Raw genomic sequence first — 21,761 nt, 5'->3', positions numbered from 1 at the left:
TGGGAACTATCGGAGTATAACGTGGCTAAATACGAAGTTTTAGCTCACCAACTTAAAGAGCAGATTGAGCGCGGCGTGTGGGTAGAAAACGAAAAACTCCCATCGCTTCGCAAACAGGCAGCACAAACAGGCTTCAGCCTAATGACAGTGCTGCACGCCTATCAGATGTTAGAAAGCCAAGGCATAGTCAGCTCCCAAGAACGTTCGGGCTTTCTGGTAACAGCTAAAGCGAGCAATTCCTCAAAAGAACGTGTACAGGCCACAGAAGCCGTCAGCATTAACGACTTTGTATATGAAGTGCTGCAGGCCTCTCGCGACCCCCACATGTTCAGTTTAGGATTTGCTTACCCCGACCCAAGCCTTTATCCAAGGCAACATTTAAATAAGTCTATTGCAGCTGCCGCCCAGCAAATTTCCTTGACCAGCGCCATGGATAATTTGCCTCCAGGTAACCTGGACCTTAGAAAAATCATCGCTAAGCGCTATGCCGCCAAAGGCGTGAATATATCGCCTGATGAAATCATTATTACCGCTGGTGCGCTAGAGGCGCTGAACTTGAGTTTGCAGGCATGCACCACACCAGGAGACTGGGTGGTGGTCGAGTCGCCGGTGTTTTATGGAACGCTTCAGGCGCTTCAACGTTTAGGTCTAAAAGCGATTACTGTAACGGTATCACCCAACACTGGCCTGGATGTAGCTGCACTTGAGCGCGCATTTAAAAATCATAATGTGAAAGCCTGCTGGCTTATGAGCAACTTTCAAAATCCAGTTGGATACTCATTGAGTGACGGTCAAAAACAGCAGGCGGCCGTGTTACTCGATAAGTATAATGTTGCCCTTATTGAAGATGATGTGTATGCCGAGCTTTATGCTGATAAGCGTCCACCTCTGCCAATTATGCATTTTATGAAAGAGGGAGATAGCATGTTGTGTTCATCGTTCTCCAAGTCTTTAGTGGCAGGGTACAGAATAGGGTGGGTCGCCGCAGGTAAGCGTGCCCTTGAAATACAAAAACAGCAGCTTATGAGTACATTGGCAACCAGTGCGCCGATACAGCTTGCGCTTGTAGACTATTTATCCACAAAAAATTACGAGTCTCATTTAAAGCAGCTGCGAAAAAAACTCATCGCTCGTAAGAAGACGATAACGGCGCTGCTTACCGACCTTCTATCAGACGTTGCGACTATTCATACACATAGCGGCGGCTATTTTTTGTGGGTGGAATGCCGGGGGCATGTTGATGCAATGGCTATTTATAAAGAAGCGTTGCGTTTACACATCACCATTGCGCCAGGAAAACTGTTTAGCTTAACCAATGAGTTTAACCATTGTTTTCGTTTAAATGCATCGTTTGCTCTGAATGAAGCGAAGCGCAATCAACTGCTTAAGCTTTCGCTATTTATAAAAAGTCTTTCATAAATAACGCGTTATCACTCTGTGTAACGCAAACCGTAGTTTTTGCACATTCTGTAAAGGGAGCAAGTTTGAAACAAGAAAAACATACACCTTAAAAATCTGCGACTTCAAAGTCTACGCCTTAAATATCTACTCCTTAAAATCTATTGCAACTGATCTATAAAGAAACCCCTAATCTGTTTCTATTTTAACGGCCTTAAATCCCTACCATTAGCGCAAAATTTTCGGAGAAAGCTAATGACGGCAGTTAAAATTCGGCAAGAAGACATCATTGCTTGTACACCCGTAGAAAGCAAAAAAATCTATATCCGTGAGGAAACCGGGCACTTTCAAAAAATACGTCGATACTTGAATGTAGTATTAGTGACGCTGTTTGTTGCGCTCCCCTTTATTCAATACCAAGGACAGCAGGCGATTTTGTTTGACGTGGGGCGTCAAACCCTCACGCTTTTTACATGGGTGTTGTATCCACAAGACCTCATGATTTTTGCCTTTCTGTTTATTCTTGCGGCTTTTGTTTTGTTTTTAGTAACCCGTCATTACGGGCGAGTATGGTGCGGCTTTACTTGCCCTCAAACCGTATGGACTCTCGCTTTCAATTGGGTAGAGCGCCGTATTGAAGGTACGCACAATCAAAGCAAGGCTTTAGATAAGCAGCCTAGCTCACTAACAAAAGTAGTCGTGAAGGGGGCAAAACACAGTGCATGGTTGGCATTAAGCCTTATTACTGCGCTGGTTTTTATGTCTTACTTCTATCCGGCATCTCGTCTATATACGGAGTTTTTCACTTTCTCTGCGCCTGCGTTAATTTCAGGCTGGACAATGTTCTTTGCCGTTTGCACTTATGCCAATGCCGGTTGGCTTCGAGAGAAAATGTGCACGCACATGTGCCCCTATTCTCGCTTTCAAGCTGCGATGTTTGATAACAGTACGTCATTGGTTACTTACAACGAAACGAGAGGAGAAAGTCGCGGACCAAGGAAGCGTTTTTCACAGCACAAAGACTTGGGCGATTGTGTCGATTGTAATTTATGCGTTCAAGTCTGCCCGGCAGGCATAGATATTCGTGAAGGAATTCAGTACGAGTGCATTAACTGTGGCCTGTGTATTGACGCATGCGACAAGGTCATGGCCAAATTTGGCTATCCGCTCAAACTTATCAATTTTTCGCGAGCCGGCAGGAATTCTGGGCGTAAATTCACTAACTATCTTTACGGCGCCGCAATCATTGCCATACTGCTCGCAATGGGCGAGTGGGCTATCGACAGGCAGGACTTCGAAGCTTCAATTAGCCGTGACCGCAACGCGCTTTACAGAGAGAACAACGCGGGACACATTGAAAACACTTATACGTTAACCGTTTTAAATAAATCCCGCGTGGCCAAAACCTATGAAATTGCTATAGAAACGCCATCAGGTATGCAGCTTATTAACGTACCGACTATAAACGTAGCACCAGGCGAAAAGCGAAATGTGCCGTTTTCAGTTGAAGCATTGTCGCCAATGGCTAATATCATGCAATCTGTTAGCTTTGTTATTATCGATAAATCTACCAACAGTGTGATTGGCAGTGAAGTGATGTTCTATTCAGGGAATAACAGGCAAATGTAGATGAAACTTACTCTACTACTTCCACTTGGTAGCGCCCGGTCACAATGTTGCGCTCTGTATCTTCGGATACTTGCCCGAAAGGAATGAGTGCCGGACCCGTAGGATCATAGAGCACGTAAACGTCGCCATCGTGCTCTATGGTTCGGTCATCTGCCATGGGGGTTAATGCAATTCCAAGCAAGGCATGGTTGGGCAGGTAAAGCACAATCATCTTTGTAGTAGGTAAAAAAGCTCTTACCATTGAAGACGCTAACACTGCTTTACTGTCACAGTCCCCTAGGTTCTGCATAAGCACACTTATGGGCGGCGCATACCCAGAGCCATTACTCACTACTCTATCTTCTAACGTGTCGTAAGGGATGCTTTGCAGCCAACTGAGAATTAAAGAAAAATAGGCTCTAGAATCTGACTCAGACGCGACTTTCTCGTAAAACGCTTGAGAAACGGACACCAAAGGTTTTACTGACTCAGAGATGTAACGCAGGTGATCTGGCTTTATGGCACTTTGGTTAAATATGGTCGTAAAGCGCGTGAAGTAATGTTCATGCAAGTAGCTATCGTAAGCGTTTTGCTGTACGTCACGTAAATGCGCTTGAACGTCTTCTATTTTCTCTTCGTCAGTCCCCGACACTTTAATATTAATGGCTTCTCTCATGGGCTTGATTGTTACTTTTGCGTCCTTGGGGTCGATAGCCTTTGCTGCTTTGGTCAACGCAACAGTCACGTGTCGCTGTGCTATTTTGGGCTTGTAATTAGTTTGCCTTAGCGGCAAGTCTTCAATTGACTCAAAGGGAATTTCAAACCTGAGGTTATGTCGCTGCTTCGCACCGTCAATCCATTCGTAATAGAACTGAATGCCGGTATCAGTCTTCTTTCTTTTGAACTCGAGTTGTTCAGAGAGCGCATGCTGAACATGGAAAACCACAAGGATCGTAGCAAGACCAAGGTATCTCGCTACCTTACTAATAAAGCGCCAAATGTTCTTTTTTTTCGAGTTAGTGTGAAGCTTCATTGTTATCGTTGGGGTAACTCAATAATTGATCACTTATTTTGTGAGTATGCGCGTGAAAATGAAAAAAACAAGGCAAAGGCTATTTTGAAGCCTTTGCCTTGGGTCGTGCCAGCCCATTACCCTAGCAAAGGGCTGTGGCCGTTAATAATGCATTGAGAGATCTTGGGATTGTGCTACTTGATTCAAAAACTGTCGATTAGTGGGTAAACCACTGAGTTGTTGCTGAATACATTGTACATGTTTTGCGTAGGCCTGCCGCTGTTAATAAGCGGAAAGCTGGTACAGAGCCCCTTTATTTACACAAAGGGGCAGGAAGGGATTATTGGTACCAGTTTAGTTCGTCACGTAAACTAACAACTGAACCGACGATAATAAGTGTAGGAGGCTGTAATTGCGCCTCTTCTTGCTTAGCCACAATATTACTCAGCGTGCCTGTTAGTACCGCCTGCTTTTCGGTAGTCGCCGATTGAACTAAAGCGATAGGCGTATTGGCATCAAGACCGTGTTCAATGAGCTTTTCGCAGATAATCGGCAAGCCTGTCAAACCCATATAAAACACAGCGGTTTGATTCTTCTGTGCAAGGGCAGGCCAGTTGAGGTCGATAGTGCCATTTTTTAGGTGACCGGTGGCAAATACCACGGATTGTGCGTGATCGCGGTGAGTTAGGGGAATACCCGCATAGCTAGATGCCCCGCTTGCTGCGGTAATGCCCGGCACAACCTGAAACTCAATACCGTGCTTAATAAGTGTTTGAATTTCTTCTCCACCACGTCCAAATATGAATGGGTCGCCGCCTTTTAAACGCACCACACGATTGCCTTTTTTAGCTTCATCAACCATTAGTTGGTTAATGTCGTCTTGAGGAAGCGTGTGATTGCTTTTGGCCTTACCCACGTAGATTTTCTCAGCGTCACGGCGTACAAGCTCAAGAATTTGCGGCGATACTAAGCGATCATAGACTACCACGTCGGCCTTTTGCATTAAGCGCAAGGCGCGAAAGGTAAGAAGATCGGGGTCGCCAGGACCTGCTCCCACCAAATACACTTGCCCTTCTACTTTTTTGTCCTGAGCCGCGGCTTGCAGTGCTAATTCGAATGCATCATCGGCTTTGTTGTCTTGGCCCTTTTCAACCATTTCAGCAATGTCACCATCGAGCACGTCTTCCCAAAAGTATCGACGAGCGGTAACGCCATTAAGCGTTTGTTTTACTTTTTCGCGGAATTTTTCAGAAAATGCGCCAAGTCGACTTAGGTTAGCAGGCAGTACAGTCTCTAACTTTTGACGTAAATAACGAAGCAAAACAGGCGCTACACCACCACTACTCATAGCAATAACGATAGGAGAGCGGTCAACAATAGAGGGGGTGATGAATTGGCAAAGCGGCGTATTGTCCACCACGTTCACCAACACTTTGTTAGCGCGCGCTAAGTCGTGAATATGTTGATTAACATCGCCTTTATCGGTGGCAATGAAGACCATATCTTTATGGGTGAGATCACTATTTTCAAACTCTCGTTCAATAAGTGTTACTTTCTCATTTTGCGCCAATTGCTTCACCGTATCGCAAACCCAAGGCGCCACTACAGTGATGGTCGCAGGTGTCTTCATAATAAGCTCTAGCTTACGGGCTGCTACTTCACCAGCCCCAACAATTAGAACATTGAGTTTTCTGGCGTCTAGGAATAACGGAAAGTAATCCATAAAGGTTTTCTTAGCTTCAAATACAAAAAAAGAACTGACACTATTTTGCGCCAATTCTTTTTAATTAGAAAACAACGAAAACAGCCTTTATATTGCTATTAGTTATATAAAGGCTGAATGTATTGCTATTTAGTTCTTACGCTTACGGTTTTCGCGATCTCCGCGATTAGGGCGGTCTTCACGATTGCCGCGAGGCGCTCTGTCACCACGGTTACCACGATCGCCACGACCTTTAGCCGGCGGTGTATCTGACCATTCGCGAATATTCAAACGCTGACCAGCAACACGGGTGCCCTGTAGCGTATCGCGCGTTTCCTTAGGCATACCTTCAGGAAGGTCTACCGTGCTGAAGTTGTCATAAATTTCGATAGCGCCAATGTGCTTCGAATTTATGTTTGCTTCATTAGCAATAGCGCCAACGATATTTCCAGGCTTCGCACCATGTACGTGACCTACTTCAATGCGGAAGCGCTGCATGCCTTCTTCAGGCTTGCGGTTTCCACGAGGAACTCTTGGCTTTCTCTCACGACCATCACGGTCACGAGAGTTTCTCTCGCGGCTGTCGCGCTGAGGCTTGCTGTTAATATCTGGACGATCTGATTCTTTAAGAATTAACGGTTCGTCGCCTTGCGCAATTTTAAGCAGTGCCGCCATCAATACTTCAGGGGACGCTTCGTTTTCTTCTTTAATCATCTCAACAATAGGCATTAGTGATTCAATGCTATCGTCTTGGGTTGCTTCGGCAACTGATTGTTTGAAGCGGCTTAAACGTGTTTCATTAATTTCGCTAATTGAAGGAATTGGCATTGCTTCAATAGGCTGCTTGGTAGTTTTCTCGATAGAGAATAACAAGCGCTTTTCGCGATGAGAGATAAATAGGATCGCATCACCTTGACGACCAGCACGACCAGTACGGCCGATACGGTGTACGTAAGATTCGCTGTCGTACGGAATATCGTAGTTAATAACGTGGCTTACACGCTCAACGTCAAGACCACGGGCTACAACGTCGGTAGCGACAAGGATATCAATTTTACCCTGTTTAAGTTTTTCAACAGTGCGCTCACGAGCTGCCTGAGGAATATCACCGTTTAGTGGTTCTACGTCGTAACCACGAGCAGAGAGTTTATCTGCTAGTTCAACCGTAGCGGTTTTCGTACGTACGAATATGATCATACCGTCGAACACTTCCACTTCCATGATACGCGTTAGCGCTTCAAGCTTGTGGTGTGGTGCAATTTGGCAATAACGCTGGCGAATGGTGCTAGCTGTACTTACCTTAGACGCAATTTTAACGTGCTTAGGGTCTTTCAAGTATCGCTGAGTAATCTTCTTAATTGGGCCAGGCATAGTTGCCGAGAACAGTGCGGTTTGGCGCTCTTCTGGTGCGTGGCTAAGAATAAGTTCAACGTCATCGATAAAGCCCATACGAAGCATTTCGTCAGCTTCGTCTAGCACTAAGAACTTAAGTTCGCTTAAGTCTAGCGTTTTGCGCTTAATGTGGTCGATGATACGGCCTGGGGTACCTACAACAACCTGAACGCCGCGCTTAAGCTGGCGAATTTGGTTGTCGTACGACTGACCGCCGTATACTGGAAGTACTTTAATTTTTTGACTAAAGCTCGCATAAACCTGAAACGCCTCTGCAACCTGAATAGCTAGTTCACGGGTTGGGGCCAATACCAGTAATTGCGGCTTACGTTCTTCAGGATCGATATTTGCCAACATAGGTAGGGCAAACGCAGCGGTCTTTCCTGTCCCTGTCTGTGCCTGACCGAGTAAATCGTGACCTTCAAGTAGAAGAGGAATACTCTCAGCTTGAATAGGAGACGGTTTCTCGTAGCCAACTTTTTCAAGGGCTTGTAAGATAGGTTCTGGTAAATTGAGGTCTTTAAATGTCATGTCGACAGTTGTGGTCATTAAGGATCCTGGTGCATTAAGTAAGGAGGGTGCGGCATACGATTAAACCGTACTTTTTCGGTTTATTATCGCAAGACGCTATACAGCGATGAACTGGCCTTTCGGGCGAGTTTATGAAGCGTATTCGTAGCGTATTTCGCGATATGCTTGCCAGCAGTGTTGCAAAAAACCATATTATATTCGAATAATGGCAAGGTTGCCACGAAATTGCACAGTTTAGATGAAATAATAAACAGTACACCATGCGCTATTTTCAATGTGTAGCGATGTGACAATAAAAAGTTGAGGTAGGGCAAGGAATTACAATGACAAAAATGAAACCCAATACATTACTTAAAAGCACAACGTTAGCGGTGATGCTGACCAGCGCGCTTTTATCTGGATGTAGTGAAAAATCAATGGAAAGCCATTTAGCAGATGCAAGGAACTACGCCTCTTCTCAACAAATCGACGCCGCCATTGTTGAATATAAAAATGCCATTCAAAAAGCGCCCGATGCCGCAGCACCGCGCTTCGAACTTGGCAAGCTGTACTTGCAGGAAAGTAATTTTTCAGCTGCTGAAAAAGAACTCAACAAGGCAATGGAACTTGGGCATCCTGTTAGCCAAGTCATTCCTCTATTGTCGGTCGCTTACCAACAGTCAGGCGCAGAAAATGCGCTGGCCGAAGTAGATTATCGCGCAGAAGGGATGTCAGCAGTTGAATCAGCCGAGGTGGGTTTTTATAAGCTACAGGCTTTAATGCAGCTAGGTAAAAACGAAGAAGCTCAAACGCTACTGGCTGATTTATCAACCCTAGATACGAGCTCAGTCTACAAAGGCCTTATTGACAGTTATGCCTTTGTTTTAGACAACGACATGGATGGAGCGCTAGCCGCCACCGAGAAGCTGCGAGAACAAGCCCCCACCAATAAAGACGTGCTACAACAGCTAGCAAAAATTTATCTTCAAAAAGGTGAGCCGAGTAAAGCTGCCGAAGTCTACGGCGTGTATGTGAGTCAGTATCCTGACGACGTAACCAGCAAATTTGCCTATGCAGCGCTACTGATTGAAATAAGAGAGCTCGACAAAGCAGAACCTATTGTAGATGACTTGTTGACCTTAAATGAAAACCATCCGCTGCTTAATACCTTTAAAGGCATCATTGAGTCGGCCAACGAAAATTATGCTAAGGCCCTAGAGCACTTGGAAATTGCCGTTCAAAATGGAAGAAGTGATCAGGTCGTGCGTTTGGTTGCGGGCTTCAGTGCATATCAAATACAAGACTTTGAAGCGGCACAGCGTCACCTGACAATGGTGGCTTCTAGTCTTCCTGATAATCACCCTGGTCTTCGTATGCTGGCAGACAGCATGCTGCAGCTCGGTGAAAATGATGAAGCGCTTGAAGTATTAGCGAGGGTAGAAGGCGAACAAGGTATTGATGCCGCACTATTCTCTAAGGCAAGTTATCAGCTTTTAAAAGACGGGAACGTAGTCGGTGCACAGCAAATGGTGGCAAAGTCTGAAGCGGTGAGTACCACAGCAGAAGATTTATCTCGTTTAGGTGTTTTGCAGTTGTCACTAAATGATATTGATGGCTTAGTTAATCTTGAACAAGCCGTAGAGCAGTCGCCAGAGTCTGTGACGTCACAAGCCACATTACTTCGCGCCTACATTGCTACTAGTCAGCTTGAAAAAGCAAAAAGTGCGGCGAAAGAGTGGCATGAACAGTCACCTGAAACTGCAGCTCCGCTTATTTACCTAGGGAACATTGCGACGGCAGAAGGAGCCTACCAAGAGGCCGCCCAATATCTAGATAAAGCCAGTGAGCTAGAAGGTGCAAAGAATGAGGTGTTTTACTCTCGCGCTAAATTACTGGTAGCCGAAGGTAAAAACGATAACGCGATTTCCTTTGTTCGCGCCTTTATTGATAAGAACCCCGCCGATGTACAGGCGCTAGCGCTATGGTTTGCCCTCGCAATGGAAAACGGGAACGCACAGGACGTTATCAAGCATACTCAAACACAGTTCAACACCAATAAAACAAATCTGAACTTAAGACTTCTCCTTGCAAGAATGTACTCGTTGAACAGTCAGCTTGATAAAACGGTTTCGCTTTTGTCAGATGTCGAAGGTAATGAAGCGTCGCCACAAGCGTTTTGGAACTTAAAGGGTCAAGCGCTTATCGCCACCAACAATGTAGAAGACGCGACAGCGTTTTTCGATCGTTGGCTATCGTTTTACCCGCAAGATAAAAATGCGGTATTGGGTAAGTTGCTGATTGTCGACTCTCAAAAGCAATTTGATCAGGGGCTGACGTTAACCAATAAGGTGTTGGCTAAACGTCCAGATGCACAGTTAACCTTATTGAAAGCTTACTTTCACAGCCGACTTGGGCAGGCAAAACCTGCATGGGAAATCATTAATAGCACGGCCGATGATGTTAAGGCTCTGCCTTTCGTTAGAGGCGTAATAGCGCGCTTGCATCTTATCGATAAAGCGCCTGAGCAAGCTGTAGAGCATGCCAAAGCCGCCTATGACGCTACGCCTAACTCAGATAACGCTTTGTTGTTGATAGCGGCGCTTGAGATGTCGGGTAAAAAAGCTCAGGCATTTACGTTTCTTGAAAAACACGTTCAGGCGCACAGTAACGACATTCCAAGCGCCATGCTGTTAGCAGAGCGTCAAATCGGCAAAGACAGAGCAGCAGCCATTAAAACCTATGAGCAGGTGCTAACTAAAACACCGGATAACTTTGTTGTCTTAAACAACTTAGCGTATTTGGCGTTTGAAGATAAAAACCTTACTCGAGCTGAAGAACTCGCTAAAAAAGCCGTATCACTGCAACGTGAGAACGCTGACGCAGTAGATACGCTAGCGCAGATTTATGTGGCTAAAGGTGATAAAGCCGCTGCCCTCAAACTGTACGAAGAAGTTTCTGCACGTCCTATTGCGAACGACGATGTGTATTTAAATCACGTGAGTGTATTGCTTGAACTCGATAAAAAAGCGCTTGCCTCGCGCAAGCTAGCAAGTCGAGAGTTTAAGTCTGAAGCTGCAAAACAAAGGGCTGAGTCGCTTAAGCAGCAGTACGGGATTTAGGCTCGTATAGCTTATTATGCCGTAGCTTAAATCTAAACCTTCCATTTGCGAGAAACGAAAAAGGCCACATCAATGTGGCCTTTTTCAATTATGCTATTGGAGCAAAACGCGCCTAGCTGGTTTTGCTTACCGTGCTATGTTCGTTATTAGCAGTAATCTGCGCCTTTAGCTCTCGTAGTTCTTTCATTACATCTTGAAGGGTTGGCTCTACGTTTCCTTGTGCAATTTGCTCTTCGAGTAAAGCGGCTTCTTTTTCTGCTCGTGCTTTTTCGTTTTCTCTTTCCATCACGTTCACCACGATCCCAATCACCATGTTCAAGAACGCGAACGCAGTAAAGAAAATAAAGGTAAGGTAGAAAATCCAGCTTAGCGAGTAAACCTCCTGAGTCTCGTACATTACATCGGTCCAATCTTCGAATGTCATAATTCTAAAGAGCGTTAGCATCGAGATAGTGATATCGCCCCACAGCACGGGATTGATGTTTTCGAATAAAGTACTGCCTATAGCTGCGTAAATGTAGAAAATGATAAACATCAACAGCATGACATATGCTAATTGGGGCAGTGCTTTAACCAAAGAAACTAACAGGATCCTAAGCTCGGGGATGATCGAGATCATACGCAGGACGCGGAATACTCGCACCAAACGAGCGATAAGTGCCAGCTCAGTGTCGTCTGCAGGAATGAGACTGATGACCACAATCAGTGTGTCAAACCAGTTCCAAAAGCTCTTGAAAAAGTAGCGTTTACGTTTTTCAGCCAAAAATCGTATGGTGATCTCTGTCAGGAAGAATGCACTGATAAACCAATCTAAGAATAACGTGACGGATGACATGCCTGCTGGCAATTCATAGGTTTTGGCACCTACGAGAAGCGCTGAAATAACGATAACGCTAATTACAAAGGCTTCGAACCATTTATTGGCTCGAATGCGCTCAAATTTATTTTGAAGTTCAGAGGCTTGCATTTCTATTTATCACTCAAAGAAAAACCATATAACCAAAGGGCTTGTGGTAAGCGCGATTGGCGGTATATTAAATAATCAGTAGTGCTGAATAAAGGCACTTATTGCTTACAAATGTAGGGGCACAAAAGGCGTTTTAAAACCTGTGTCGCCACACGTGACCTAAACGCTTATCTAGCCAAATACATAGGCTTAAAAATAAAGGGCATAATCATGGATGATGAATTACGGTTGTTGCAAGAGAAATTGCATATCGTGGCTGAACGCCTATCTAATTTCGCGCCAACAAAACAAAATGCTGAAGCCTTGCGCGCAGAATATCGCCAACTGCTCAGTGCACTAAAAAGATTTACGCCCGCGGCGTAGCATTCCTTTCTCATCACCGTTTGGATAGAGCCTGCTTTTGCTATTAACTAAGTAAAACTAGTAGGCATAAAAAAGGGCAGCATAGGCTACCCTTTCATTCTTTTGACAGCGCTTGGCGCAATCAACTACTTAATGTTAGCCATTGGTTTTGGTTTCTGCTGGCTTAAGACCACGGTTGATCATAGCCACATCTTCACCTGTCAATGTACCTGCCGCTTGCTTAAGCGTAACCACTGACTGAATAAAGTCATAGCGTGCGCCCGCAAGGTTACGACGTGCATCAAACAAGTTACGGGTGCTGTCCAATACGTCAACAATAGTACGTGTACCTACATCAAAGCCCGCTTCTGTGGCTTTAAGTGCGCTATCTGCAGACACCACTGACTGCTCAAGAGCACGAATAGTAGAGATAGACGCTTTTACGTTATTAAACGAGCTACGAACTGACTGTACCGTTTGACGATACGTCTGCTCTGCGGCTTGGCTGGCCGCTACGTAGTTGTACTTCGCTTGCGACGTTTGCGCGCTTACGCTACCGCCTTGATAGATTGGAACGCTGAGCGTTACACCTATTGACTTACTATCAAGGTACGGCGTGTCGTAAGCAACGGGTGCGGTTTGACCATCATCAGTAATAAACTCACCTTCAACATCGTCTTTAGAGCGGCCATATCGACCCGACAATGCCAAGGTTGGTAAGTGGCCTGAACGTGCAATGGCGATGTCCTCTTTTGCCACGTCCATGGCCAAACGGTCAACTAATAGAGCAAGGTTTTGGTCCTGCGCGGTCTCTAGCCAGCTGTCTACCGTTTCTGGTACTGGCATAGTCGCAGAGAAATTCTCTGTATTTAGACCGAAAAGGCGGTCGTGGTACTTGCCGGTAATAACACGAAGTGCTTCAAGGGCAAACTCAAGCTGGTTTTTCGCTTGGATTTCTTGAGCTACTGTACTGTCGTAGTTCGCTTGTGCTTCGTGTACGTCAGTAATAGCTGTTAGCCCAACCTCGAAGCGCTGGCGTGTTTGCTCAAGCTGACGCTCAATGGCGCGTTTTTCAGCACCTACAAATTCTACGTTGTCACGAGCGCGCAATACGTCAAAGTAAGCTGTAACCGTACGCACGATAACGTCTTGCATGCTAGCGGCAAGTTGTGCATCGCTTTGTTCTGCAATTTTTTCGGCGCGATTCAAGTTAAGCCAGTTTGCGTGGTCATAAAGCGACATTGTTAGGGAAATACCATAATCCGTGGTGTCGACAGTAGTATCTGATGTAAAGGACGTATCCGGACCAAGCTGCTGAAAGCGTTCAGACTCGGCGTGAGTGTAACCCACAGAGCCAGAGATTTGGGGTAGTAGGCTTGCGCGGTTAAGACTGATTCCTTCGAACGCAGCATCACGTTGCGCTTTCGCTTGATTTACCAATGGATCGTTCGCCAGTGCTTGTTGATATACCTGCATTAGGTCATCGGCTAGCGCACCAGTTGTCATCGAAACACCGATAACTAGCGACAGAAGTGTTCGTTTCATGCTTACGTCTTCCTGTTGTGTTCAAGTTGCGTCGTCGTTTATTCGTTGAGACGACTTATTAAAACCAAGTGTATGAAAATTCAACCACAAACCGAAAGTCCAAACTCGTAACAGTATTCGATTAACTGTAACAGAATATGTGATCTACCCACGCAATTATTATAGTAATAGACGACTTGTAATATGAGTTTTCTGTTATTCGCTCACACGCCGTATCGCATTTTTCATGCGTATACATGGTTGGTGTGTAAATGTACTATGTATGATAAATCTATTTGAACCATAAGTGTCAGCAAATGAGCAAGGAATTCCTTTCATTTACCTCAAATGACGTCGAAATCACCGACATTAAGCCAGTGTATCGTGGTTTCTTTACCATGAATCAGTATCAATTTAAGCACAAGTGTTTTAATGGAGAATGGAGCGACACGGTCACGCGAGAAATATTTGAACGCGGTCATGCGGTGGGGGTCTTACCCTACGATCCTGAACTCCAAGAGTTTGTGCTCATTGAGCAAGTTAGAATTGGGGCATTAGCCACATCTTCAAGCCCTTGGTTAATAGAAATTATCGCGGGCATGATCGACAAAGGAGAAACACCGGAGTCTGTATGCCATAGAGAGTCGATGGAAGAGGCAGGTATTACCCTAGATAAATTAACCAAAGCGCTGAGTTATTTATCCAGCCCGGGCGGCACGACCGAAAGATTACACATTTTTATAGCAAAGACTGATGCTAGCCAAGCGCAAGGCATTCACGGCCTAGAAAGCGAGTCTGAAGACATTAAAGTACATCGAATAAAAGAAAATACCGCCCTTGAATGGTTGGAAAATGGCCATATTGACAACGCCGCAGCGGTAATTGCGCTACAATGGTTCTTTATGCACAAAACACAACTTCTGGAGCAGTGGCAGACATCGTGACACAACGCAATCAACGAAAATACGTACCTCATCTTCCTTCAATGCAGGCGCTTTGCGAACTGAACTACTCCCATGTTCTGAGAATTTTGCCTGATTGCGATACGGAAGATTTGAGCTATGAATTTTCGGTTGGTGTCGGCCTGTCTTATGAAATACGTATTGTAGAGTCTGCTCGCTACACCAGTACGTTAAGCATTAAGCAAACCACTAAAGATATGCCCTCATATTTAACGCCCAGCATGACGGTACGCTTATATCACGATGCGCGTATGGCAGAGGTTATCAATAGCCAAAATACGGGAGCGCTTGAACCGTCGTACGAGTATCCGAATTTAAAAATGCGCCAGCGTAACGAAAAGCACATGGTGAATATCTTTTTAGCTGAATGGCTAAACTTCTGTTTGCAACATTCCTCAAACGTTACTTCTGAAGCGTGATAACACTCATTCAGCTAAGTGATTGCCACTTACTAAAAGACAAAGATAAGACGGGATATGCGGGCATCGCGCCCTATGATTCACTAGCACGCGTGCTTTCTGATATCCAAAATTACATTGTTCAAGAAGTTGCAAGTGAGCCAGAACAGAGAGCAAAGCACCAAGTAGTCGTGCTGGTTACTGGGGATATTAGCGGCGATAATTCCCCTGAGAGCTATCAGCATTTTATTGCATTGATGGAGCAACATATTGAGCCAGCAAATATAGAATGGTTTGTGCTGGCGGGAAACCATGACAATAATCCGTACTTCGAAAAGTACGTTGGCAGTCGGCACTTACAAAACAATGACTCGTTAAGCTTGTGCAATTGGCAAATACACGGCATGGATACCCGCGCTACAAGTAATATGCATACGGCAGCGGGGGAAGTAAAAGAAAGCGATATACAGGCGCTTGAGCAATCGTTAACTACGTCGCCGCAGACAAATCATCTTGTTGCGCTTCATCATCACATATTGCCTTCGAACAGTTGGATGGATAAGCACTCTTTGAGTGATGCTCAGCGGTTAGTATCGCTTACAGATGAATATCCGCAGATAAAAGCCTTCCTACACGGACACGTACATTCGCCGTTGCGCCAGCTGATAGGAAAGCACAATACGCCTTCTTACGGCAGCCCTTCTACATGTTGGCAGTGGAAAATGCGGCCCGAGTTTGGTGTTAGCAATGAAGCGCCGGGGTACCAGGTGATGAGTTTAATGGGTGACGGCACGGCAAACGTTACCGTTGTTAGGGTTTAGCTCAGTCGAGCTTGGCTTTGAAGGATGCGCTCGGCGCGTTTGGCGTTAAAACCCGTTTCATACTCGCATCGAGTTTAGAGCAAACAAAGAAACAAAAAAGAACAGAGAACACAGAGTAGAGAAAAATATGCAGCACATTTTATATCTCCACGGCTTTTTAAGTTCGCCGAAATCCATTAAGGCGCAAGCCACTAAAGCGTATTTTGAGCAGCATCATTCAAACGTTACCTTACACATTCCTGAGCTGTCTAATTTTCCTAGCAAAGTGGAAGATCAGCTAATTTCACTTATTGAGAACACTCCGGCATTGCTTGAAAATGGGCTGAAACTTATTGGGAGTTCAATGGGGGGGTATCTCTCTACGTTTTTGCTTGAAAAGTTTGGTGGCAAAGCCGTGTTGATCAATCCTGCTGTTCGCCCTTACGAACTGCTGCAAGGCTTTATTGGAACTCATGAAAACCCGTACAGCAAAGAAAAGTTTGAAATAGTAGAAAGCGATATGGGAGTAATTCAAGCATTAGAAGCTGCCTCAATTAAAACGCCAGGCAATTATAAAGTGCTGCTTCAGACCGAGGATGAAACACTGGATTACCGCTTAGCTGCTGAAAAGTACGCACAAAGTCATCTGGTCATTGAAGAAGGTGGCGATCACAGCTTTGTAGGTTATGAAAATCACTTACCTGCTATTGCCGAGTTTTTGCTGAAATAAGCGCATTGCCAGTCTTTACTCGCCCTGCTAACATCAAACCTATGCTGTGCGGCGCTATGCTTACTATAGCTAACCTTAGTGCTGCGTACCTCTTTCTTTGTCGCTGGCTTAAATAACAACCATAACTATGTCAAATCAATACAATTCAGATGCTATCGAGGTTTTAAACGGCCTTGACCCCGTAAAACGCCGCCCTGGTATGTATACCGACACCACCCGACCTAATCATTTGGGTCAGGAAGTCATAGATAACAGTGTGGATGAAGCGCTTGCTGGGCATGCCTCTAACATCAAAGTTATTTTGCATGAAGACCAATCGTTAGAAGTTATCGACGATGGTCGTGGTATGCCGGTAGATATCCACCCTGAAGAAGGGATATCAGGCGTAGAGCTTATTCTATGTAAGCTTCACGCGGGTGGTAAATTTTCAAATAAAAACTATGCCTTCTCTGGTGGTCTTCACGGGGTGGGGATCTCGGTAGTTAACGCGCTTTCAACTCGCGTAGAAGTAACTATTCGACGAGACAGTAACGTATACCAAATTGCCTTTGAAAACGGCGACAAAGTCGAAGACTTACAAGTTATTGATACCTGCGGTAAGCGCAATACAGGAACCCGTGTTCACTTCTGGCCTGACCCGCAATACTTCGACTCGGCAAAATTCTCCGCCAGCCGACTTGTACACAACTTGCGTGCAAAAGCGGTATTAAGCCCGGGTCTGCGCATTCGTTTCGACAACAAGATCACCAAAGAAAGCCAAGAGTGGTATTACGAAGACGGTCTTAAAGACTACCTGTATCAAGCGGTAGAGGAGTTTGAAACCTTACCATCTGACACGCCATTTGTAGGTACATTCAGCGGCAACACAGAAGCCGCCGATTGGGCCGTAATGTGGTTGCCTGAAGGTGGTGATTTGGTAACGGAAAGCTACGTTAACCTTATTCCTACAGCGCAAGGCGGTACACACGTTAACGGGCTGCGCCAAGGCTTACTAGAGTCAATGCGCGAATTTTGCGAATTTAGAAACTTAATGCCCCGAGGTGTTAAGTTATCGCCAGATGACATTTGGGACCGCTGTGCCTATATCCTGTCGACTAAGATGCAGGACCCGCAGTTTGCCGGGCAGACTAAAGAACGCCTGTCTTCACGTCAGGCCAGCGCGTTTGTATCAGGCGTGGTGAAAGACGCATTCAGCCTTTGGTTAAACCAGCATACGGAAATTGCTGAAGCCCTTGCTGAAATGTGTATCAACAATGCACAGCGCCGTCTGCGTCAGACCAAAAAGGTTGCCCGTAAAAAGGTTACCCAAGGGCCGGCACTACCAGGCAAACTGACCGACTGCTCATCACAAGATATTTCTTACTCTGAACTGTTTTTAGTAGAGGGTGACTCGGCGGGTGGCTCGGCTAAGCAAGCGCGAGACCGAGAGTTTCAGGCAATTATGCCGCTGCGCGGTAAAATCTTAAATAGCTGGGAAGTTGACTCTTCTCAGGTATTGGCATCACAGGAAATTCACGATATTTCAGTTGCGCTGGGTATCGACCCAGACTCGACGGACCTGTCTGGTTTGCGCTACGGTAAAATATGTATTCTTGCCGATGCTGACTCCGATGGGCTACACATTGCAACGTTGCTATGTGCGCTCTTTGTACGTCATTTCAGAACCTTGGTTGAACAAGGTCATGTGTATGTTGCTATGCCGCCGCTATTTAGAATAGATGTAGGCAAAGAGGTGTATTACGCGCTAGATGAAGGCGAGAAGCAGGGCATTCTTGACCGAATTGAAGCGGAAAAGAAACGCGGTAAAGTCAACGTACAGCGCTTTAAAGGCTTGGGTGAAATGAACCCGCTACAGCTTCGCGAAACAACCATGGACCCGAACACCCGTCGCCTTGTTCAGCTGACCATTGAAGACGCGGAAGAAATGATGGAGTTGATGGACATGCTACTTGCTAAGAAGCGTTCTGGCGACCGTAAAATATGGCTCGAAAGTAAAGGTAATATGGCTGAAGTGGCGTTGTAGATTGCAGAAACGCGCCGCTTTCGTGCTTATTTATAGAAGCGTGTATTGATAACGCTGTACAAACAAGTGACCGCTAGACAAGCAGTCTTATCGCTACATGAAGCAAATCGAAAACGCCGAGATACTATCCTGATACGGAAATTTCTCGGCGTTTTAGTTTGTGCATCTGCAATAAAATACTGCCACGCATAATTACGCTGGTGCCGTTTAGGATAAGTAGCGGCCAGCTTTGGCTTAATGGCATTGTTAGGCCAAACAATAAAGTGCTAACGTCTTTTATCAATATATTGCGAAACAGCGCAAATGACAGCGACCCCACTTTTTGTCTGCGCTGCAGTACAAACCACTGGTGCAGTGAACCTTGAAATAAGATAACGGTAACGACCAGCATTAAGGTATTTGCGCCAAGCTGTGCAAGCGTTGGGAAAGGGCGAAAAGCAATGGAAAGTGTGCCACCAATGAGAGCTAGCAGAGCAACAGCGGCAACGTAACCTGAAATTGTAGTGCGCCTGTGTTGCCATATTTTCCAAATGATAATGAGCGTAAGTATGAGCGCGCCAAATCGTGTCCACACCAAGTAATGGTTGAAAGGCTCTACCGAAATGCCAAATAGGAAAATTGAGAAAAAGGCAAAATAGCTAGAGCCAAACTGGTTAAGTGACAGACTGTGGTTAGCATCGTCACTTTCGCTAGAAACGGGCACTTGAAAGCGCGTCATGGCCTTAATTTGTGACCATAATCCTAACCATGTCAGTAAAAATAGCGCAGCACTGGCAAAACCTAGTATGTGGTAAAGCACCCAATTTGCTCCACGTTGAAAATGTTCTAGCTCGTGAATGCCCCAGTGTATCACAGGACTGGCACTGTTCTGGCATGTTCTGACATATGGCATGCAAACAATCACTATTAACAAAGCACTGCAGCAGGGGCTAAAGGTGTTATCGTTTTTGCGGGATCGATGACACCCAATATATTTTCTCAACTTTAACTTTAAATTAGCAAGGAGGTTTATTTTGGCATTGCATTCAGTTTCTTCATCAACACGCCAGTTAGCAGTAAGCGATAAAACCACAACGCTATTATTTGATCACGACGGTACCCTTATTGACTCAGAATCCGTACATTTTGACCTGTGGAAAGACATTTTGCTGAAGTACGATGTTGAACTAAGCGAAGATTTTTATTGTGAAGTGATGGCGGGTATTCCAGTAAAGCAAAATGCTGTCGATCTCGTCGAACATTTTAATATTGATGTAGCGCCGCAGCAGCTAGCAGAGCAAAAACACAAAAGCATTAGCGACTACTTAGATAAGCAAGCTTTCCCCTTAATGCCGTTTGCTAAGGAAGCTATTAAACAATGTGCAAACAAAGGCTATACCATTGGCATTGTGACTGGGGGAAGTAAAAAGTCGGTGGAAAAAACCTTATCTCAGTATCATTTGAGTGCTTTTATCTCTTGCGTGGTTGCCGTGGAAGATGTCGAAAACAGCAAACCAGCACCTGATTGTTACGCGCTTGCAATGGACAAGCTAGGAAAAACACCCGGTGAATGTGTGGCAATTGAAGACACGCAAACCGGCATGACAGCGGCACTTGCTGCAAACCTAGCCTGCGTTGTGATACCCACGGATTTGTCGAAACATCATGACTTGTCTGGGGCCACAGTGCGGTATACAAGCTTGAAAGACTGGGTGGACTGCGAACTCGTTTTTTAGCGAATGCGGTGGTGGTTAATTGCCGACTTGTCGTGCCACTTGTCACTGGTGGCGCGAAAATAGATAACGTAGTATAACCAGCACGTTAGGGCGTAACTTTCTTTGTTTTACAGCAAAGAACGCCAGAGGCGCTAACTTATTTTTTATTCAATGTAATGACAGGTACAGCTGATTTCTCATGATTTTGCGTAGCGTAAAATGGCTTTTGATTACTCTTGCCATCATTGTGGTTCTGCTTGTAGTAAGCGTTGCTACGATTACGGTTATGGCTGTGCAAAAAACGCCATTAGTCGCATCGACAGCGCCCACACAGCTAGATGGTGCTGATAGCGTTAATGAACTCCTCGGTCAGCTGCAACAGGCGTTTTCCCGCCGAGAAGAGGGGCATCAAGTTACGCTCACCGAAACCCAAGTCGAAAGCTTAGTGGGTGTGTTACAGCGCGCACTACCTGACTTTAAGGGCGTAGTGAATATCACGCCGTTGGCGGGAACCATTAACGTCACTTACGCTATCAACAATACGGGGTATTATGTAAATGCGTCAGCACTAGTACTGCCTGGAGATAGCTTGCGTATAGAGCAAGTCCAAGTTGGCGACTTAACCATTCCGGGTCGTTTTTTACTTGGGTTTTTAGAGCGTACGGTGAACTCTTATACGCAATCAGAAATAGCCACCATTGCGTTATCGCGGGTTGAACGTGTGACCATGAGAAGCGGTGAACTTACCCTTGATGTTGGGCGTTTAGATGAGCTGCTAAGCGAGTTAAACGTAGTGGCGTCGAATATGTCGGTAAGCGAACAGACCGAGCTTCAGCAGTTATCTGCGTACTATTTACGTTATTTGTCTGGTAGAGAAATAGCCTTATCAAATAAACCAGTATCTCTTATTGAATACTTGCGTGAAGGGATGGCACGGGCGCGAGAACAAAGCCAAACCCCTGAAGATGCAGTACTGCATAACAATGCGGTAATCCTCGCTTTAGCGGTTTACGTTGGGCATCATCGTGTTGGGACTCTGGTGGGCGACATACAGCCAGATGCCGATAAGGCGTTAAAGCCTCGCAGAGGGGCAGTGCTGCACAAGCGCAACGATTTGGCTCGTCACTTTATTATTTCTGCTGCATTAGAGTTAATGGCAGAACAAGGTATGTCCCTAGCAATTGGTGAGTTTAAAGAGCTAATGGACAGGGGCAACGGTGGTTCGGGCTATAGCTTTGTAGACTTAGCGGCAGACATGTCGGGTACTGAGTTTGCAAAGGTCGCTACCCATCCAAATTCAGCGATGGAAGTGCAAAACGCGATTGCGCGCATTCAAAGTGAACTTGAAATCATCCCGCCTATTGAAGGCCTGCCCGAAGGCTTAAGTAAGCAAGCGTTTACTGAACAATATCAGCGGGTGGACAGTGAAGCCTATTTGAAAGAAGTGCAGGAAATTATGCGGAGAATTGCCTTGCTACCGCTTTATCAAAAATAAGCGGTAAGGCGCGTGAGAGTTCGCCGTAAGCGAGAAGCTAATGTCAAAAAAAGCCCGCAAATAAAGCGGGCTTTTCGTTTATAGA

Annotated in this window: 17 protein-coding genes; 11 read left to right on the top strand and 6 right to left on the bottom strand. The window is 45.4% G+C overall.

Annotated features, from left to right (window positions below; genetic code table 11):
- Positions 1–21: 21 nt before the first annotated feature.
- Both KUL49_RS08980 and ccoG read left to right on the top strand, forming a co-directional pair.
- Positions 22–1,419: a PLP-dependent aminotransferase family protein gene (locus KUL49_RS08980; protein WP_131137069.1), complete on the top strand. Its 1,398-nt coding sequence runs from the start codon at positions 22–24 to the stop codon at positions 1,417–1,419.
- Between the two features lie 234 nt (positions 1,420–1,653).
- Positions 1,654–3,027, top strand: a complete 1,374-nt coding sequence (gene ccoG, locus KUL49_RS08975) for a cytochrome c oxidase accessory protein CcoG (RefSeq protein WP_131137068.1) — start codon at positions 1,654–1,656, stop codon at positions 3,025–3,027.
- 7 nt (positions 3,028–3,034) lie between these two features.
- On the opposite strand, the gene KUL49_RS08970 is transcribed toward ccoG, so the two are convergent.
- The 3 genes from KUL49_RS08970 to KUL49_RS08955 all read right to left on the bottom strand — a co-directional run bounded on the left by KUL49_RS08970 (position 3,035) and on the right by KUL49_RS08955 (position 7,661).
- The gene (locus tag KUL49_RS08970; protein WP_242633786.1) at positions 3,035–4,039 is read right to left on the bottom strand and encodes a hypothetical protein; all 1,005 of its coding nucleotides are present in this window, start codon (positions 4,037–4,039) and stop codon (positions 3,035–3,037) included.
- Positions 4,040–4,358: 319 nt separating this feature from the next.
- Positions 4,359–5,741 (bottom strand): siroheme synthase CysG, encoded by a 1,383-nt coding sequence (cysG, locus tag KUL49_RS08960; protein ID WP_039224905.1) that lies wholly within the window; start codon positions 5,739–5,741, stop codon positions 4,359–4,361.
- Positions 5,742–5,870: 129 nt separating this feature from the next.
- Complete coding sequence (locus KUL49_RS08955) at positions 5,871–7,661, bottom strand: DEAD/DEAH box helicase (RefSeq protein WP_014948201.1); 1,791 nt, start codon at positions 7,659–7,661, stop codon at positions 5,871–5,873.
- Positions 7,662–7,966: 305 nt separating this feature from the next.
- On the opposite strand from KUL49_RS08955, the gene prsT reads away from it, so the two are divergent.
- Entirely contained in the window at positions 7,967–10,741 is a 2,775-nt protein-coding gene (prsT, locus tag KUL49_RS08950) for an XrtA/PEP-CTERM system TPR-repeat protein PrsT (protein WP_131137065.1), read from the top strand.
- 112 nt (positions 10,742–10,853) lie between these two features.
- On the opposite strand, the gene KUL49_RS08945 is transcribed toward prsT, so the two are convergent.
- Positions 10,854–11,708, bottom strand: coding sequence for an ion transporter (locus tag KUL49_RS08945; protein WP_110288529.1), 855 nt, complete (start codon positions 11,706–11,708; stop codon positions 10,854–10,856).
- Between the two features lie 210 nt (positions 11,709–11,918).
- On the opposite strand from KUL49_RS08945, the gene KUL49_RS20790 reads away from it, so the two are divergent.
- On the top strand, positions 11,919–12,071 hold the full coding sequence (locus KUL49_RS20790) for a hypothetical protein (protein ID WP_014948204.1): 153 nt from the start codon (positions 11,919–11,921) through the stop codon (positions 12,069–12,071).
- Between the two features lie 135 nt (positions 12,072–12,206).
- Here the strand turns inward: KUL49_RS20790 and tolC are convergent, their stop codons facing one another.
- Complete coding sequence (tolC, locus tag KUL49_RS08940; protein WP_131137064.1) at positions 12,207–13,595, bottom strand: outer membrane channel protein TolC; 1,389 nt, start codon at positions 13,593–13,595, stop codon at positions 12,207–12,209.
- A gap of 296 nt (positions 13,596–13,891) precedes the next feature.
- Between tolC and nudF the strand changes: the two genes are divergently transcribed.
- From nudF to parE, 5 genes are all read left to right on the top strand, one after another.
- Positions 13,892–14,518 (top strand): ADP-ribose diphosphatase, encoded by a 627-nt coding sequence (gene nudF / locus KUL49_RS08935; protein ID WP_014948206.1) that lies wholly within the window; start codon positions 13,892–13,894, stop codon positions 14,516–14,518.
- Positions 14,515–14,955 (top strand): DUF1249 domain-containing protein, encoded by a 441-nt coding sequence (locus tag KUL49_RS08930; RefSeq protein WP_014975631.1) that lies wholly within the window; start codon positions 14,515–14,517, stop codon positions 14,953–14,955. Before nudF ends, KUL49_RS08930 begins: the two co-directional genes overlap by 4 nt.
- Positions 14,952–15,755: a metallophosphoesterase gene (locus tag KUL49_RS08925; protein WP_131137063.1), complete on the top strand. Its 804-nt coding sequence runs from the start codon at positions 14,952–14,954 to the stop codon at positions 15,753–15,755. The genes KUL49_RS08930 and KUL49_RS08925 overlap by 4 nt, the downstream gene beginning before the upstream one ends.
- A gap of 127 nt (positions 15,756–15,882) precedes the next feature.
- Positions 15,883–16,464, top strand: a complete 582-nt coding sequence (locus KUL49_RS08920; protein ID WP_131137062.1) for a YqiA/YcfP family alpha/beta fold hydrolase — start codon at positions 15,883–15,885, stop codon at positions 16,462–16,464.
- 127 nt (positions 16,465–16,591) lie between these two features.
- Positions 16,592–18,487 (top strand): DNA topoisomerase IV subunit B, encoded by a 1,896-nt coding sequence (gene parE, locus KUL49_RS08915; protein WP_131137061.1) that lies wholly within the window; start codon positions 16,592–16,594, stop codon positions 18,485–18,487.
- Positions 18,488–18,611: 124 nt separating this feature from the next.
- Here the strand turns inward: parE and KUL49_RS08910 are convergent, their stop codons facing one another.
- A complete protein-coding gene (locus KUL49_RS08910) occupies positions 18,612–19,286 on the bottom strand; it encodes a hypothetical protein (protein ID WP_014975642.1) in 675 nt (224 codons plus the stop codon).
- 214 nt (positions 19,287–19,500) lie between these two features.
- Here KUL49_RS08910 and KUL49_RS08905 point away from each other — a divergent pair, with 214 nt between their 5' ends.
- Together KUL49_RS08905 and KUL49_RS08900 are read left to right on the top strand one after the other, a co-directional pair.
- Entirely contained in the window at positions 19,501–20,202 is a 702-nt protein-coding gene (locus KUL49_RS08905; RefSeq protein WP_131137060.1) for an HAD family phosphatase, read from the top strand.
- Positions 20,203–20,380: 178 nt separating this feature from the next.
- Complete coding sequence (locus KUL49_RS08900; protein WP_131137059.1) at positions 20,381–21,676, top strand: hypothetical protein; 1,296 nt, start codon at positions 20,381–20,383, stop codon at positions 21,674–21,676.
- Positions 21,677–21,761: the final 85 nt, after the last annotated feature.

The sequence above is a fragment of the Alteromonas sp. KUL17 genome (genome assembly GCF_006538305.1).
Taxonomy (GTDB): Bacteria; Pseudomonadota; Gammaproteobacteria; order Enterobacterales; family Alteromonadaceae; genus Alteromonas; species Alteromonas macleodii.
The sequence above is the reverse complement of the archived record's forward strand: the minus strand, read 5'-3'. Positions and strand labels throughout refer to the sequence as shown.

Bases quoted from the DNA above. Each gene is read 5' to 3' on its own strand.
- ccoG (WP_131137068.1), top strand. From the start codon at position 1,654: ATGACGGCAGTTAAAATTCGGCAAGAAGACATCATTGCTTGTACACCC.
- KUL49_RS08970 (WP_242633786.1), bottom strand. From the start codon at position 4,039: ATGAAGCTTCACACTAACTCGAAAAAAAAGAACATTTGGCGCTTTATT.
- cysG (WP_039224905.1), bottom strand. From the start codon at position 5,741: ATGGATTACTTTCCGTTATTCCTAGACGCCAGAAAACTCAATGTTCTA.
- KUL49_RS08955 (WP_014948201.1), bottom strand. From the start codon at position 7,661: ATGACCACAACTGTCGACATGACATTTAAAGACCTCAATTTACCAGAA.
- prsT (WP_131137065.1), top strand. From the start codon at position 7,967: ATGACAAAAATGAAACCCAATACATTACTTAAAAGCACAACGTTAGCG.
- KUL49_RS08945 (WP_110288529.1), bottom strand. From the start codon at position 11,708: ATGCAAGCCTCTGAACTTCAAAATAAATTTGAGCGCATTCGAGCCAAT.
- KUL49_RS20790 (WP_014948204.1), top strand. From the start codon at position 11,919: ATGGATGATGAATTACGGTTGTTGCAAGAGAAATTGCATATCGTGGCT.
- tolC (WP_131137064.1), bottom strand. From the start codon at position 13,595: ATGAAACGAACACTTCTGTCGCTAGTTATCGGTGTTTCGATGACAACT.
- nudF (WP_014948206.1), top strand. From the start codon at position 13,892: ATGAGCAAGGAATTCCTTTCATTTACCTCAAATGACGTCGAAATCACC.
- KUL49_RS08920 (WP_131137062.1), top strand. From the start codon at position 15,883: ATGCAGCACATTTTATATCTCCACGGCTTTTTAAGTTCGCCGAAATCC.
- parE (WP_131137061.1), top strand. From the start codon at position 16,592: ATGTCAAATCAATACAATTCAGATGCTATCGAGGTTTTAAACGGCCTT.
- KUL49_RS08900 (WP_131137059.1), top strand. From the start codon at position 20,381: ATGATTTTGCGTAGCGTAAAATGGCTTTTGATTACTCTTGCCATCATT.